The sequence below is a fragment of the Neisseria sp. P0004.S004 genome, assembly GCF_051963335.1.
Classification (GTDB): Bacteria; Pseudomonadota; Gammaproteobacteria; order Burkholderiales; family Neisseriaceae; genus Neisseria.
The window spans coordinates 169908-185316 of sequence record NZ_JBQCUK010000006.1 but is presented as its reverse complement, the minus strand read 5'-3'; the positions used below and the strand labels follow the sequence as shown (position 1 = coordinate 185316).

Sequence of the window (15409 nt, the reverse complement as noted above, 5' to 3'; positions counted from 1 at the left end):
TGTTTCGCCAGTATGGCCGGTATCGAGAACCTCGCCGAACTCGGCGGCCAAATCAGACATCGCGTATTGCAGTGGGTAGGCATACCAACCTGCGTCGGCATCGCACCGACCAAGACGCTGGCCAAGTTTTGCAACCATCTTGCCAAACGTTACCCCGATCACTTTGGAGGAGTGGTGGTTTGGTTAGATTGGAATGAGTCTGTCCGCCTTCGTGCCTTGCGCAGCCAGGGTGTCGATGAGATTTGGGGAATCGGGGGTAGAACAGCGGCCAAACTGGCGGCGCAAGGAATTTATACCGCATTGGACTTCGTTCGGGCGGATACCGCTACCCTACGCCGGCGATACGGCGTGACGGTCGAACGGACGCAGCGCGAAATGCAGGGTATTGCCTGTGATGGTTTGCACCCTGAACCGCAAACAAGGCAGAATCTTGTCCGCAGCCGCAGTTTTGGAACGTGTATCGAAACACCGGAGGCGTTGCAGGCGGCGATTACACATCACATCAGCTCGGGGGCAGAAGCCTTGCGTCGTGACGGACTGGCGGCTTCTGCCGTTACCGTATTCTTACACACGGATTTTTTCAGGGAAGAAGCCCCTCAATACCATAAGAGCCTGAGCCGTAATTTGGCCGTGCCGTCAGCCGATACCGTCATCCTGAACCGGGAGGCGCAAAATCTGTTGGAGAACGTTTACCGAGGTGGCTACCTCTATAAAAAATGCGGGATCGAATTGCATGGGCTGAAACCAGCCGGACATGTACAAACGGACCTATGGCAGCCGGAAGCCGTCAATCCAGTTATGGAGGCATGGGACAAAATCAATCGCCGGTACGGTAGAGGACGTCTAAAACTTGCCTCCGAACTGCTTGCGGATGACTGGAAAATGAACAGAGATAGGTTGAGCCTGTGCTATACCACACGGTTCGCGGATTTGCTCGTAGTCTAAGGATATGATTTCCCCAAAACATCCACAAAATCTGTGGATAATATTCCATAGAAAAAAGGTCGTCTGAACTTCAGACGACCTTTTTTAACTCTTCAAATATTAAACAAAATATGATGTCAAAGTTACAAATAAATGACACAATAATGTAGAAAAGCCCGGCCGCCTGTATAAGCTGAGGGCGTGGGAGGTTCAGGCTCAACGGTTGCCGGATGACTTGCTTGGTTTTAAAGACGGATTATTTCCAGGCGTGCTTTTATTATCACGGCGTCGCTGATCGGGTTTGCCTGTTGATTTTGCAATCGGTTTTGGTCCAGGTTTTAACGGCATATTTAGGCTCCTTGAGTAGAGATTATAGATACGGCATGTATATTGGTATGACAGGATTTTTTTCAAGAATCGAGTATTTAAAAATAATAATCTGCCTTACTATAAGTTTATATTTCACGCGGGCGGTGGCAGATCGAAATTACAAATGTGTTTTTGCGACAGTCTTCATTAATCCGGTAAATTTCCTGACATGCCCTGTGTAACAAAACATCTCTGAGTATAGGAATGTTTTTCAGCAGTCTGTATTTGCTATGGTAAATATTACGTCTGAGGCACCAAATTCGCAGTAGTTCATCCTCATCATCAATAACGACATGTTTGAGAATCAAGCCGGTAGAACCTACCGGGAGTAGGTAACGCGGATCGGGGTTGTCAAAGTGCTGTCCTGAACCGTTGAAATCATAAAGAATGTTTGGTTTCATTCCAACAATATCATAGGTATCTCGTGGTTCAGAGATTTCTCCCATCCATTCAAAGCACAATGTTGCTGAACGGTTAGTGAGTTCATGCACCGGAACTTCACCAAGGGTTCCCAAAAAATTCATCCCCCCGTCGTATTCTGTAATTTCCCATGAGGTATCAAACCTGCGATTTTCTATGATGGAAAACATCCTATCGATGTGATCGCGTCTGAGTAAAAGCATAACATAACCTTATATGTGGTTTTCCATCCACGTCCAAGCTAAACATCGCTCAAAATCGGCAATTGCTGCTATGGCGGCTAAATCATCAACGATCAGGTTGTTGGAATAGATCGTTGCTGCCACGAATGGAACAGGCGGTGGCGTTCCTTTGCCGCCGACAAATTCCCAAGAAGGCTTTGCTCGTTTGCTATGCCGGCAGACACTGAATTTGACAATTTCAGTTGCTTGCATTTCTGCGTCCATACGGCTGACCGTAAATCCAACCGATTTACTGTTGTGCCAGTCGCAACGGACGGCGTAATAGTCGTCTATGACACCCCGGAGTTTTCTGGCAAACAAATCTGGCAACCATGTTTTCAGTTGTTCTACTATTTCATCATCTACTTCGTTCCGGTAACTTCTTTTGCTATGGCCTGTATCAACACAAGCTTTTTATTTTAATGAATCCAAAAGTTTTTGCCATTTTACGAGCGGCATATCCGCGCGATTTTTGGCATCAATTGCTGCTTCCCACCTGCGGACGCTGTATCCGGTTTTTGTACCGGTAATTTCTGCTACCTGAGCTTGTGTAAGCCCAAATTGTTTTCTCAGTGCTTTAAGATTGGCAGGTGTATAGCCAATTTCAGGGGCTTCAAATTTCTTCATAGTTCAATAAACTCCCAACATGAGGCCATACCAACCGACGTATATGCGTACTGCTCCATTTCAAGAGCAGCTGCTTTGACGCGGCTGTCCGTTCCCCATCTCAGCCAATCCTCAGCTTTATCATCGCCATCGTAATCAGGACAAATGTCGCGTAAATACTTAACTTTGATAGCTTCATTTTCAGAAATGGCCGCAAGACAAAGACCGCAGCCATCATACCCGGCATTTTTTCCAATTCTATAAGTTTTATTCATAGTGTCCGGATTTCCTTTCGTAGTTTGATATAGTCTAGCACACAATGTAAGCTTTTATGGCTATGCCTGCTTTCTATAGAGCTGAAAGGCTGTCAATGGGGAAGCTTTGTAAACGTCCTATTAGGGCGTTTATGAATACCCCATTTACTGACTGGCAGCGATAACACGCTTAAGTGAGGGAGCAGGTGTAGGCCGAAGGCCATGCCCTGTTCCCGAGCAGTCGGCGGCGAGACCGGGGGCTTGGGGGCAGAGACCCTAAAATAGAAGAGTATGAGGACAAAAAAACGGCCACATTAGTGGCCTTTGGTTAAAATTGGTTATTTGAGACACAAATATTCTTCATCTATCTCTATTTCTTCAGCCTCAATAACCAAGTTAGAAGCAATATATTCGTCACACCCTTGAATTTGGGCTTCAAACCAGCTTAGATATTGGCTCAGTTCGTCATCATTCATTGCGGTAGAGAAGCCGTTGCTCATAGCCAAGCCGTTGATGTAGTCGGAGGCTTCGTGCGCTATGTCGGTTTTAGCGGCTAGATAGATGTTAGTTGCTTTCATTTCAATCCCTATATATCAGTTCTAAATTTTGGCGTTTAGTCTCATTAAAAGACTTCCAACCTTCTGTCATATCAGACATAATTTACTCCTGCTCCCATCCACCAAGATAAGTAACCAGTTCTTCCAACATGGTGCTGATGGCTTCGGTCATCAGGATTTGCGAGGCAAAGGCGAGGCTGGCGGCATCGTCGCCGTTGCTTTCGGCTTCTTCTTGCAAAACGTCCAGATACTGGATGCGTTTGAGCGTAAAGTCTTGGGTTAGGATGAACGCGATTTGTTCGCGCCATACCAAGCCCAGCTGGGTAACGGTTTTGCCGTTTTTGACGTGTTGTACCACTTCGTCGGCAGTCAGGTCTTGTTTGGAAACTTTGACGACCGGAACAACATCGCCGACGCCTTTGAGTTCGCAATCACTGTCCAATTCAAAGCCACCTTCGCAATGGCCTTGCAACAGCCAGCTGGTCATTAGGGAGGACGGCGATTGTTTGGTGTTGGGCATGGCGGCTTCCAAACCACCCAACGCTTCGCGAAGTTTGGTCAGGATATTTTCCGCTTTTGTCGTGGTGGCATTATTAATCAATAAAAAACCACGCCTTGTATCAAATACGGCTTCAGTCCGAGTGCTTTTTGTAAAAGCGCGAGGAAGCAAGTCATCGGTAATCTGTTCTTTCAGTTCTTGTTTTTCCTTGCGCCCAACATTTCGACCTTCACTATTTTGAATTTCCAAAACCTTCTCGTCCAAAATATCTCGAATAACGCCGGCAGGCAGAACTTTTTCTTCTTTTTTGAGGGCTACTCTCCATGTAAAATCGGCTGGGAAGACTAATTCAGAAGAAAATGGAACAGGAGAGGAAAAACCCTCTGAAAACCAATCCAAGCCTTGGCAAGGAGCAAACTCTGATTGTGCCAGCTTGTTCGCAAGATATTCGAAATCCGGTAATTTCTCTTTGCTGATGGGATAAAAACTTACTTGTTTGAACCACATATTTTTACCTTTATTTATGAGGAGAGTTTAGACAAGATGACAAACTTTAAAGCTTGGAGTAGCCGTTTTTTGTCACATATGATATGAATTATTTTGTTCCCAACATTGGTTCGAGTAAGGAACGTACAGATTCCACTACATCGTCAATTTCAAATTCAGGCTGATCCTTCATCGCTCCAGCCTCAACTAACATCGTATGAATTTTATGAATACCAGTTTCCCAACGGTCTTTTCTAACTATTTTTCCATCATGACGAAATTCATAATCTTCTGGATTTTTTCCTCGATATTCAGGGATGATGAAATCATCGAGCGTAACCTTCCTCATAACTGTTCTTACCTCATTGCTTGAGGCCACAATATCTAATGTAACTTTTTCAGCATTACTATTTTGGGAGTTATCCCCAATATTCCAGTTTTGAATATCAGAGACATTTAGATGGGTGAAACTTTCCATTATTTTGTCCTTTACTTACTTCTTTAAAGCTGGTTTAAATATATCGAATTGATCCTTGTCACCTGACTTATGTTTGCGGTTATAAGCTCGTCTAACCTTGCTTACCGTTGATGTACTACATTTAAGTGCGGATGCTATCCCTGTAATACTCACACCGTTTAATGTGAGTTGGATAATACTTTTGTGCAATTCCTCATTTGCTGGCCGGCCTTTCATCCGCCCTTCTTTTTTTGCTCGTGCAATACCTTGGTTTGCACGCTCTCTTCTTGTCTTCCAATCTTCATGAGCAATACTTAAAGCCATACGCAAGAACATTTTTTGCAAGGCTTCCATCAGAGGTTCGGTTAAATATTTTGGAAGAGAATCACCTTCCCCCATAAGTTCATCTAAGTTACCGAAAGAAAAAACGTCGGGTACATGCAGCTTGGCTCCTTTTTCTGTGATTCTTTGAATCAGTAATTCTGCCTCACGAGGTGGGAGGCGAGTGATTCGATCAATTCTTTCTGCAATAACCCAATCACCCTCTTGAAGATCATCGATAAGTCGATTCAATTCAGGACGACTTGCATTTACCCCACTCGCCTTTTCCTCATAGATTCCAGCTATGTAAAATCCATTTTCCTTAGCCTCATCTATAATTTTGCGTTGACGCTCTAAATTTTGTTGTAGTGTACTTACTCTAAGATAAATCCGTGCTATTTTGAGGCTGCTCATGTATTTTAAATCCTGTAATTAATCCACTGGAATTTAAATTATTGTATTTATATTTTACAGTAGTATAATAGGTACTGTAAATAACCTATGGTTAAAATACAGTATTCTACCGAATATTTCAACTTTGTAATAATAATTACCGTTGTCTATAATGTTGGTTATGTCTGTATATAAACCAGTCGAATCCAAAAAGGAGAAGAAAAAATTGCCCTATAGTGGTAAACAGGATATACAGAATTTGATTGTTGTCTTATTCCAATGATGCTTTTCTTCCCAAAGGATTTTGATCGTTTGAAAATTATTGCTTATACGAGTCCAGATGGTGATGAATGGTTAACTGCACTTGAAGCAAAGCTAAAACACCGAGAAGGAATGATCTACTACAGCCGTCATCGTCCCGTCACAAGAAAGAAAATGGTTTTGACCAGGAGGAAGGCGACCAATTTTTTTCGCTATTACAGTGAGGCCGACTCCGGTGGTGCTTCTGCTCCTGAATCGCTAACCCACTTGCTTTGCAAACAAGTGCTGAACGAACTATCCAACTTACCCGGCGGCCTGACGACTGTTCTAAATTACACTGAACACACCGAGCAACAACCGCCTGTTACTATTAGACTGAACCGTGCAATATCCGAATATCGGATAGAGATTGATGGCAAAACATTCTATATTGATGTTTTGCTTGAATTTGATCAACCAGGTAACTCTTCCCTACTCAGGCATGAGATAAGGTGGCAGAGGCAATTGGCGGTTGAGATTTGGCATACATCACGATTGGCTTCTAATGCACCTAAATGTTTAGCCTTATCGAAAATAGGGATACCGGTGGTGCAGATACGGGCAGATAAGGGTTCATTTTTGTATATTGATGAAGACGAGCTACTCAATTACGATAATGAAGAAATCAAAAACCGCATAGATCGCCATGTAGAGAAACTTCGGAACACCTTTCGGAAACAAATTCTCTGCACCCTACTCCGTAATCCTTTGAGTACGGATTTTCAGACGGCCTTGACACTACATAATCAAATAAAGGCCGATGAACAACAAGTAGAGCAAATACAAGAAGAGTTTGAGGTGCTGAAGAATAAACATGTTTTATTGGAAGCTGAATATTCGGCTTTGGCTGCTCAGTACACAGCCTTATTAGAACATCAGAAATCCCAAGGTACTCCCGAGAAAAGGGACATGCTGGAAAAACATGGGATTCTACAACGTATGGCCAATAAGCTGTTCAAGTTGAAATGAGCTTTGGAGGCTGATACAAATTACCTAAAGGAGAACTATATATGAAGAAATTTTTGATACCTACATTGCTGGCTACCGCCTTATTGACACAAGCTGCTTGCGGTAATATGGCTGGCAGCGTGGCTCAGGAATTGGTAAGTTCCTATTTGGTTGATCGTACTATTTATGGCCGGAATGTCGTCATGGGTACATCTTGGCCAAACCACGACAAAGATATTCGTGAAACACAAAGTAAAGAAGTGCCTGGTGATTTGTTGAATTATGTGAAAGACGGAGGGTATCTGCGTGTTGATACTGATACAGGAAGTATTGTTCGGTTCACACCTGAAGAGTTCCAGGCTTTACGGACCCAAAATGGAATTATTGATCCAGCAACTAGTAATTATAAAGACAATCTGATTTTAATGAGTTTAAATCTCAAAAAAGAACATAACTATAAAGAAGTTATCAGGATTGCAAAGCGAGATAAGAGTATTATCGTATTGAAAGGTCTCCTTAATGATTCCATTCCTGAGACAGTGACAGAGGCTAAACGCTTTACCGATGAGGGCATTACCGTATTAATTGCACCGCAGTTGGTTAAACTCTTTAGAGGATATGCCGTTCCGACATTTGTTCAAGCCAATGTTTTGCCAGATGGCAAATATGGCTGCGACAAAAATCCGGAGGTGAAATGTAAAACATATTTTGGGACAGTTGGTTTGAACCATAAGCCGCTGTTTTCATTTGGTGCGAAGCCCCAAGAATAAAAGGAGAATATTAAAATGAAAAAAATTATAATTGGATTATTACCAGTTATCGCCATTTCAAATGCCCAGGCTGAGGGAAATTTCTTAAATCTTGCATCAAAGCCGGCCAAAATTGACGGAGCATTAGAAGCTTCTTTGGATAAACCCTATCCCAAGTTTGTACAAGATTGGATGAAAGACAGTAAATTGGCGGGGCTTAGTCGGATTGTTCAAGGCAAGGTTTTTGAAAGTACAGGAACAATCGAACGAAAATTCTATGCAAGATCCGAATCTGAACATGAAAAAACAGTTGAGGATGCAGTAGGAACTTTCAAAGCATATTGCGAACATCACAAGGGGGCGGTTGAAACACTGACTTCCGATATTTTTTGTATCAACGGCAGACAAGTACAGTGGATGGGATGGTGGTACAAAGAAAACTATACAAACTTTGCCTTTGCTGAGGGATATACAGGGGAACAAACCTACCGCAGCAAAGTTACGGATGTACAACCGGGTAAAAAAATCACTACTTCCTATGGGTCTGCTTTGGTCTTAGAAAAAGGAGAGAATGGCTTAATTAAAATTCAGCCAAACAGAGGCAATGAACGTTGGATTACAAGTGATAGTATCCAAGTAACCTATAAATAATGGGATGTGCGTCATATAAGAAAGAGGATTGGTAGCTGAAATGCTACCAATCATTAAGGAGTGCAAATTGAAAACAAAATCAAAAAAACTTTTTAGGCTTGCTACCTTATTTGTAGCGATATTCTCCATCTCCACACCTGCGGTAATGTATTTTAGTACAGGGGCAGTAACATTAAATCTTTTGGTTGATGGTTTTTGGATGCTTGGTCTTTTCCAATCAGTTGTTTTAACAATTGTAGCAAACTACATCTTTGAATCACGAACACCAAATGAAGAATTCGTTTTACAAAATATAGAAACATTTGATAATTTGGGATATACATGTGATCATCAAAAGGGAGATGTAGATTCAGCTATCGAAGTACATGATTCAAATGAAAACTTTGATTCTCAATCTGCAAAAAACAGTGAAGATTGGGATAATGATATGCTCAATAATCCAGCGTACTCTTGGTCAATGTTCAATAATTTCAATTCAGATTAAAAAAGCAGGAGCCTTATACTCCTGCTTTTTATATACCTAGCTATTTAACACTTCTCCTATTGCTGTTACTATTTTCTCAAAAGCTGCTTTTGTTTCGATAGTTTCAAGGTCATTGCCACCACTATAACTCATGCGCACTTGATAATCACCTTCGTCCATCTCTTCGATCTGTACAACGATTTGTGCAATACTCATTTTTAAAATCCTCTCTGTCTAAAAAAATTATGAACAAAGCTCCAGCTTCGCTTGTGTTGCCGGTATTCATTTGGTGCTGTTGGGAAGCTAGCCCAGATACCACCTAATTTCATGACTGCCTGCTCATAATTGCCATTTAAAATAGCTTCCATTGCACCTTTTTTAGCTAAAATCAAGGCTACAGCAGCTTTGTCTTGTGTGGCAGGACTAAAATCCGTGAAGCCATATTGTTTTGCCAGTCCTTTCCATGTATATCCCATGAATTGATAGCGGCCGGAGGCATCAGACGTGCTTCTACTACCATCTGTTCGAGTAAAACTACGTCTAACAGAATTACCTGGGTGACGGGAGAAGTCCGTAATTCTATAGTTACCAATCGCTGTTTGATAACCATGTTTTACACCTTCTGATGCTGCAATAAAATCAAGAAAGGCACGCACTTTCGGATTATGAACATATCGCTCTAATGCGGCTAGATTGTGAGCAGTTGAAGCTTTTAATACATAGTTTCCTCTCACTTGTCTTCCACTTGATATTCCACGCCACATTACCCCGTTGCCTCCATATGAGGTGGCATTACGCAACGGGGTTATTCCTTTGGGCGGAATACAGCGGATCCGCTAGACTTCGTATTCCCTGGACGTTGAGGAATTGGTAGGTCAAATTCAGATGCTAAAGCCGGATTACCCAAATGGGCTGTTGCTTGATCTACCCCGGCACCTATCGGTCCTTTTCCTTTACGAACATCTTCCATTAGATTATCGTATCTTTCACCGGCGGAGTTCCAGGGTAAAGCGTGAGTATTAATTCTCATGGCTACCCCATTTGTTTTATCTTGAGCTTTTTGAGCATGTGTTGCCAACCTACCAACTTCTTGGCGGTGGCTATTCCTACCTTGATTAATATCGCCTTCAATTTTGCCAGACTTACTTTCATAGTTCTGTTCCAGTTTCTCACCTCTACTACCGATGGCAGCATTAATTCCATCTGGAATCACACCGGCCTGATGAGCTTGGGCTTGAACATTTCCAAATGCCGCCCCAACTCCGGATGAAACTTTATCAGAGTAGTATTTATAAGCGGGTTGTGTATTGTTTTGAGGTCGATCTTCAGGTGAAAGATTATTAGGTTTCCAGCCTGAACTTTCAGCAGCAACTTTTAAACGACCATGGCTATTTTCACCTGCACGAATTGCAGCATTGTAGGTTCCTCCCTGCCCTGCATTCAATTCACTCATAGTCAATTCAGGGTTGCCCTGTACCAATGCATTTGTGTTATCTTGGGAAATAGTAATGCCATTACCATATGTACGAGCTGCCATTTCTCGATAAGATTGAGCTTCTTGGAAGCTTTCTGCAGCCATTTGTGAAGCCTCTCTTGCTTTACTAAAGTTAGCTTCGGCTGTTTGTGCCAAACTATTACCAGAATTGAGTGCAACTTTATATGCTTCAGATTGGGAAACTTTGTCAGTAAAATTACTATCGAAGCTAACACCTTGGCGAATACCTGCTTCAATACTTTTACCAATTTCTGCTGCCATTTGGTCCATATTCTGTGATTTACCATTCCAGCCTAAATCACCTTTTACTCCCAAAGCACTTTTAATATTTCGGGCTGTTTGGCCAACTGCATCTGCCGTTTGAGTGAGGCTTTCCAAGCCTTGCATTCCATTTTTCTTTAATGTTTGAGCAATGCGCATTGCTGTTGAGTTTTGTTCGCCTGCACTAGTGCTACTGCCTGTATTGCCACTCACGCCTAACCCAGCTCCGATGGCAGATATAACTGCTGATGCATTAGTAACGCCAAATTTTTGGGCAATCTTCTTACCTTGGTCTATAACGTAGGATAACTTGCTACTTTCAGCTGCATCCAAACCCATTCCGTAACCCTCAGAGGCACTTCTATCCATACCATAATTGGTTGCAAAGGCAAGGCGGTTTGAATTTCCCTGAGATACAGACTCTCGTATAGAAGCCTGCCATTGTTGAGCAGCTGTTTCTGCTCGGTCTGCCGCCTTTGAATATGATTCCGATTGACTAATCTGTGATTGAGAGGAAACGCCAAGGCTACTATTCCTCATCTGCGCTCTACTATCTCCGGTTACCATATTTGTCCATGAGGTACCAGTGGCTGATTGAGCAGTCATCATTTGAGGATCGGTATATACAGGGTTTAAGCTAAGTTTGTTGGCATTGCTATTGTTGTAGCTCATATTGCCGGCTGAGTAATTCCCCGCCCCTGCTTGAGAACCAGCAGCTTCGCCAGTTGTCTTGGCTGATGTTGTCATGCCCATCATACCGTTTAATAGACTACGACCGCCCATAGCAAGAGCACCCGCGATGACTGGGATTAGCCACATTGCAGCCCCAGCAGCTGCTTGTGCATCGGCTGCTGCCATCAATAACGTATCACCCGTTCCCGGTGTAATAACGCCGTTGGCGGCTTCCACACTAAACAGACGCTTCGCATTCATAGTCATAATCAAATTGATGATACTGGCCACAGGTGCCCAAAGCTGAATCCACAGCATACTCATCATGTAGAAGCTCAATAACCGGAATGCCATGATGCCGCCTAACATGGCGAGAATCATTACAAAGGGGAATAAACCAATCAGAATGGCCTCAGCAGCAGAACGAATCAAGGGAAGATTCCAACTTGCCATTGATGAGCCGGTTTTTTGGGCTGCAATATACTGATTACGAGCTTGAACTTGAGCAAATGCCTGCTGTACAGCAGCCGAATTTCGGTTGCGTTGGCCATTGATAATGCCTGCTTGACGAATAACCTCAATCATCGCCGCCTGTTCGATATTTTTCAGAGTATCGAAGCGAGAATTGTCCAGCAGATACTGGAATGAGCTATTGCCTAACGTGGCCAGGGCATTTACCCGGTTTATTCCTGCCGAATTTGTACCCAAACCTGCAAAAACACGATCAGCAATGTAACTAGGCAAGTAATTTTTGCTATAAAACTCCGTGCGTTCTTTCAGTAGTTTTGCTGCTTCATTACAGGTCATAGTTGTTGATTTGCCGTTGTACTTCAGCCTTCCGTTGTTTTCAGCTGTAGTTTGGGAAACATTAGTAAACAAGGCTTGGTTGGTATTACTTAATGTGGCAAGAATATCTGTACTTTGTGCTAAATCTTGAACCGTGTAGAAGTGATACAGGTTCATATCAAAGAATGAACACTGATTCATAAACAGTGCCCAGTCTTGAGTCAATTGTGTATCCGGGATTCGTGCTTCACGAATATTTTCTAACAAGCGTGTTCCGAATAGCATGCCGGTGCGTGAGTAATTGAGGTCGTCCGGCAGGTGGTTAACTTGCTCGGCTTTGCGGGTAATACTTTGGCCAAAAGAACTGACAAAGTAGCCCATATAAGCAAGGCCGACTGGTACATTGCCAACAGTATATTGACGGCCTGTATATCCATACCCACCTGATTCAGTAATGAGTACAGTGGTTTTAGGAACCATCATACCCATCCAACAAAATAACACGACAAACAAATAACTGAAGCTTTCCCTCAAATCCAATTTGAAGGCTGCAACAGCAAGAGTGACCAGGAATCCAAATAAGGCAGCAGCCTGCATTGCGCCACCCATCATCGTAGATCCCGATATTGTGGCAACGCCATTGAAAACCGCCCGTACAGCTTCTCCGTTACCAGGGAAAGTAAAGTATTCGACAGCCATCATCTCTCCTTAGAAACGGTTCATCGAATCGAAATTCATGGAGTTATTGGTATCTACAAAGGCTGACCGCCATTGTGTTTCAAACTGCTCCATAGCCCTCATCATGTTTTCTTCGATCTCGATTTTCTTCATTGAATCAATACGTTCTTGATAAATTCTGCTTCGTAATTCACCAAGGTTGGCAAATAATTTTCGAACCGCGTCTCCACTGGCTTCGTCTGTCTTGTTATACATACCCAAGGTTGAGCGTACCTGGCGTTCCGATTGGTCCAAAATATTGGCTACAATATCTACAGCAATGGCATCTAAAACTGCTGTTTTTTTCAGATAGCCAGTTCCAAGGAAGGCATCGGATACAGCCATTTTTAATATAGGTAACTTACTATTATTGACAATGGCTGCGATCTGCTTGCGCGTAGATAAATCCCAACCTTGGTTATTCCTTATTGAAGTCGGAAGTGTTTCAAGGCGTTTATGAATCATGTACCGTAACGAAGGTACTTCAACATTATTCTTCTCAGAACAGTTCTCCATTAATTTCTTTGAACCGTTTCTACATGTCCACATGTCCAGTACGATCTTTTCACGAATTTCACCGCCTGCATTATTTTTACCGTTCAATAAATCTTGGATACTTAAGATTCGAGGTTCAAAACTTTGAATACCTACCCTGTACTTATCTTTGTCTTCATCCTCTCTCGACAGAGGAGTAAAAACAACCGTGCCCAACATGCTGTAGTAGAAGTCCATGTCAAACCCTAATTTAGTACGCTGACCGGTATAATTTTTCATGGCTTCATAAGTCAAATTACCACCGGTAAAGCTGATAGTGTCTTGTGGTTTGCCAGTATTCCGAACTTTATTGGATTCTTTGACTAAATTGTCAGCTGCTTGGCAGTACCATGCTGCTTCGCCACCATCGTCTGCCGAGCCGGAATCAACAGATGCTGCACGGCAGTTTGAGCTGGCCAACGAACCCAATTTCCCCATTACGCCGCCGACAATATCCTGACTCAGTTTGCAACTATTTAAACTGCTTTGATTAACCTGATTGACCAAATCACGAATACCGCCGATTGCGTCTTGAATCATGGGATCAAGGGCTTTAAGTGCTAAGTCGAATGCAACACCGGCCGCATTGTTGCCAAGATTACGGGTAAATTGGATAAACTGTTCTTTACTTGCAAAAGAGAATGAGCCGGCAAAAAAATCTATACCGCCACAACCGGCACTTATTGACGGTAGTTGGATATTGCCGAGACTGACATCAGAGACCGGATTGCGAACATTAATGCTACCACCGGTATAAAGGCTGCCACTTTGACCATGGAATGCGCCTGCCTCAGAATAATTGGCTTCTGCACCCATTGAGTTGAACATGTCAGCCATATTCTTCTCAATGCCGGCACTACTATTAATTGGGAGAGACAGTGATGCCGCTAAACATAGATATTTTGTAGAGGAAACACAAACAGCCAGCACTTTGGCCGGCTTTGGTAATTGAAAGATGTGAAATTTCATAACCGCTCCGATGAAGCGGTTATAGTAGGGGAATCCTTACTATAACCGAGATGAGTTACAGTAAAGACTTGAGATTAAGGAAGCTTTATTTTACCTAAAATATCTGTATTGTCAACCAGTTAATACATTGAAATATAAATATTAAAGGCCCTATATAGGGCCTTTAATTTGATTAATATAATGTTCCGACAGGGCGCGAATACGCTAAAAAACGATCCTCAAGCGTGGTTTGCGCCATTACCCCAAATCCAATAGGTGTAAATTGCTTGGTTTTTGTGTCCATGACGTACATGGCGGGTACAGTAGTAACATTCAACCTTTGTGCAATACCATTGTTCGGTAAAGCACGCGGGAAATGATTAAGGCCACCACCATCAAGACTGACCGGCATAACTTTAATTCCGTATTGGTCGGCAAAGTTTTTCAAGATTGGAGCCATGGTATGACAGTAAGGACAATCTGATTTGAAAACAAACAGAATACCGTTCTCTCCTGCAAGTTTTCTAATTGCCTCAGCCTTTTGTTGCTGACGGTTATGATCATATTGTTGCTGGGCCAGTTGATTGTTCGGACGACCACGTTGGCTGTAATCCAAATTTGGGTTCTGCCAAATTACCCTTTGCCATTGGTCAGTAAACGCCGCAGATTTGTTCATAACGACCTCTTGAAGTTCAATATATCGCTTCAAATTTTGAGGTGTGGGATTCATGACGGCAATTTTACGCGACTCATCCAAATTTTTTTGCAGCATTTCAAATTCTGCAAGTTCATTACGAACCGGAGTGTTTTGAGTCTGGCTTTGTCTAGGCTGTTTGGGCTTTTTGGCATCCGGATACCATAAGAAAGCACGGTTTTCATTTTTCCAAATATCTTGGTCATACCACCCCATACCCTCGGCTGCAGCCTGTAAAAAAGAGGCAGACATGATAATTGAAAGGATAGTTAGGATTAGATTTTTCATGATTTTTATCGCTTATTAGGACAAACTTCCATATCGACTGATTGTGTTGGTGCAAGGCTTTCATATTGCGGTGACGTTTTGAAAGTCAGACGTACTTTATTACAGCCCGGCTTGTTTTTTAATGCCTCTTGCCTGACTGCCTCAATGTAGATAGGCACTTCTTTCTTGAACTGTTTGTGCACCGCAGCAGCAGCCTTCCCACTAAAATGCCCTCTAGCTGAACCATGGCGCATAGCCAAAGCTAGAAGCACGTCCGGCTTTCCATCAGGCAGTGGGATAGACGATTTCACCAACTTCTCGGTTTTGTCTAATGAAATACCGCCATTAAATGTTTCTGCAGCATGCAATGGCCCTACTACCATGCTCATGCAGACTGCAATCAACGTAGTGAGTTTT

General features: G+C 42.8%; 19 protein-coding genes. 5 read left to right on the top strand and 14 right to left on the bottom strand.

Annotated elements, in window-relative coordinates:
* Positions 1-945, top strand: a 945-nt coding sequence (locus ACTHRY_RS07180) for a DinB/UmuC family translesion DNA polymerase (RefSeq protein WP_440374149.1), incomplete at its 5' end; no start/stop codon positions are given.
* A 434-nt stretch (positions 946-1379) separates the two neighbouring features.
* Here ACTHRY_RS07180 and ACTHRY_RS07175 read toward each other — a convergent pair.
* The 8 genes from ACTHRY_RS07175 to ACTHRY_RS07140 all read right to left on the bottom strand — a co-directional run bounded on the left by ACTHRY_RS07175 (position 1380) and on the right by ACTHRY_RS07140 (position 5528).
* Complete coding sequence (locus ACTHRY_RS07175) at positions 1380-1916, bottom strand: hypothetical protein (RefSeq protein ID WP_371509863.1); 537 nt, start codon at positions 1914-1916, stop codon at positions 1380-1382.
* 9 nt (positions 1917-1925) lie between these two features.
* The gene (locus ACTHRY_RS07170) at positions 1926-2147 is read right to left on the bottom strand and encodes a hypothetical protein (protein ID WP_371509861.1); all 222 of its coding nucleotides are present in this window, start codon (positions 2145-2147) and stop codon (positions 1926-1928) included.
* A 201-nt stretch (positions 2148-2348) separates the two neighbouring features.
* Positions 2349-2561, bottom strand: coding sequence for a helix-turn-helix domain-containing protein (locus ACTHRY_RS07165; RefSeq protein ID WP_049360086.1), 213 nt, complete (start codon positions 2559-2561; stop codon positions 2349-2351).
* Positions 2558-2815: an anti-CRISPR protein AcrIIC1 gene (gene acrIIC1, locus ACTHRY_RS07160; protein ID WP_371509859.1), complete on the bottom strand. Its 258-nt coding sequence runs from the start codon at positions 2813-2815 to the stop codon at positions 2558-2560. Before acrIIC1 ends, ACTHRY_RS07165 begins: the two co-directional genes overlap by 4 nt.
* Positions 2816-3132: 317 nt before the next feature.
* Positions 3133-3372: a hypothetical protein gene (locus tag ACTHRY_RS07155; protein ID WP_371509857.1), complete on the bottom strand. Its 240-nt coding sequence runs from the start codon at positions 3370-3372 to the stop codon at positions 3133-3135.
* Positions 3373-3454: 82 nt separating this feature from the next.
* Complete coding sequence (locus tag ACTHRY_RS07150) at positions 3455-4357, bottom strand: recombination-associated protein RdgC (protein WP_371509855.1); 903 nt, start codon at positions 4355-4357, stop codon at positions 3455-3457.
* A gap of 88 nt (positions 4358-4445) precedes the next feature.
* Entirely contained in the window at positions 4446-4814 is a 369-nt protein-coding gene (locus ACTHRY_RS07145; RefSeq protein ID WP_440374148.1) for a hypothetical protein, read from the bottom strand.
* A 15-nt stretch (positions 4815-4829) separates the two neighbouring features.
* The gene (locus tag ACTHRY_RS07140) at positions 4830-5528 is read right to left on the bottom strand and encodes a recombinase family protein (protein WP_440374147.1); all 699 of its coding nucleotides are present in this window, start codon (positions 5526-5528) and stop codon (positions 4830-4832) included.
* A gap of 258 nt (positions 5529-5786) precedes the next feature.
* Between ACTHRY_RS07140 and ACTHRY_RS07135 the strand changes: the two genes are divergently transcribed.
* From ACTHRY_RS07135 to ACTHRY_RS07120, 4 genes are all read left to right on the top strand, one after another.
* Positions 5787-6776 carry a hypothetical protein gene (locus ACTHRY_RS07135; protein ID WP_440374146.1) on the top strand — a complete coding sequence of 330 codons (990 nt, stop codon included), beginning with the start codon at positions 5787-5789 and terminating at the stop codon, positions 6774-6776.
* Positions 6777-6817: 41 nt separating this feature from the next.
* Complete coding sequence (locus tag ACTHRY_RS07130; protein ID WP_440374145.1) at positions 6818-7525, top strand: TrbC family F-type conjugative pilus assembly protein; 708 nt, start codon at positions 6818-6820, stop codon at positions 7523-7525.
* Positions 7526-7540: 15 nt separating this feature from the next.
* Positions 7541-8155, top strand: a complete 615-nt coding sequence (locus tag ACTHRY_RS07125; RefSeq protein ID WP_440374144.1) for a hypothetical protein — start codon at positions 7541-7543, stop codon at positions 8153-8155.
* 67 nt (positions 8156-8222) lie between these two features.
* Positions 8223-8639 (top strand): protein Exp2, encoded by a 417-nt coding sequence (locus ACTHRY_RS07120; protein WP_440374143.1) that lies wholly within the window; start codon positions 8223-8225, stop codon positions 8637-8639.
* A 36-nt stretch (positions 8640-8675) separates the two neighbouring features.
* On the opposite strand, the gene ACTHRY_RS07115 is transcribed toward ACTHRY_RS07120, so the two are convergent.
* The 6 genes from ACTHRY_RS07115 to ACTHRY_RS07090 form a co-directional block, all read right to left on the bottom strand.
* Entirely contained in the window at positions 8676-8834 is a 159-nt protein-coding gene (locus ACTHRY_RS07115) for a hypothetical protein (protein ID WP_440374142.1), read from the bottom strand.
* 2 nt (positions 8835-8836) lie between these two features.
* The gene (locus tag ACTHRY_RS07110) at positions 8837-9418 is read right to left on the bottom strand and encodes a glycoside hydrolase family 24 protein (RefSeq protein ID WP_239662111.1); all 582 of its coding nucleotides are present in this window, start codon (positions 9416-9418) and stop codon (positions 8837-8839) included.
* Positions 9419-9423: 5 nt separating this feature from the next.
* On the bottom strand, positions 9424-12534 hold the full coding sequence (locus tag ACTHRY_RS07105) for a conjugal transfer protein TraG N-terminal domain-containing protein (protein WP_440374141.1): 3111 nt from the start codon (positions 12532-12534) through the stop codon (positions 9424-9426).
* 6 nt (positions 12535-12540) lie between these two features.
* The gene (locus ACTHRY_RS07100) at positions 12541-14052 is read right to left on the bottom strand and encodes a conjugal transfer protein TraH (RefSeq protein ID WP_440374140.1); all 1512 of its coding nucleotides are present in this window, start codon (positions 14050-14052) and stop codon (positions 12541-12543) included.
* A 172-nt stretch (positions 14053-14224) separates the two neighbouring features.
* Complete coding sequence (locus tag ACTHRY_RS07095) at positions 14225-15013, bottom strand: thioredoxin family protein (protein ID WP_070765318.1); 789 nt, start codon at positions 15011-15013, stop codon at positions 14225-14227.
* A 5-nt stretch (positions 15014-15018) separates the two neighbouring features.
* Complete coding sequence (locus tag ACTHRY_RS07090) at positions 15019-15381, bottom strand: hypothetical protein (RefSeq protein WP_440374139.1); 363 nt, start codon at positions 15379-15381, stop codon at positions 15019-15021.
* Positions 15382-15409: the final 28 nt, after the last annotated feature.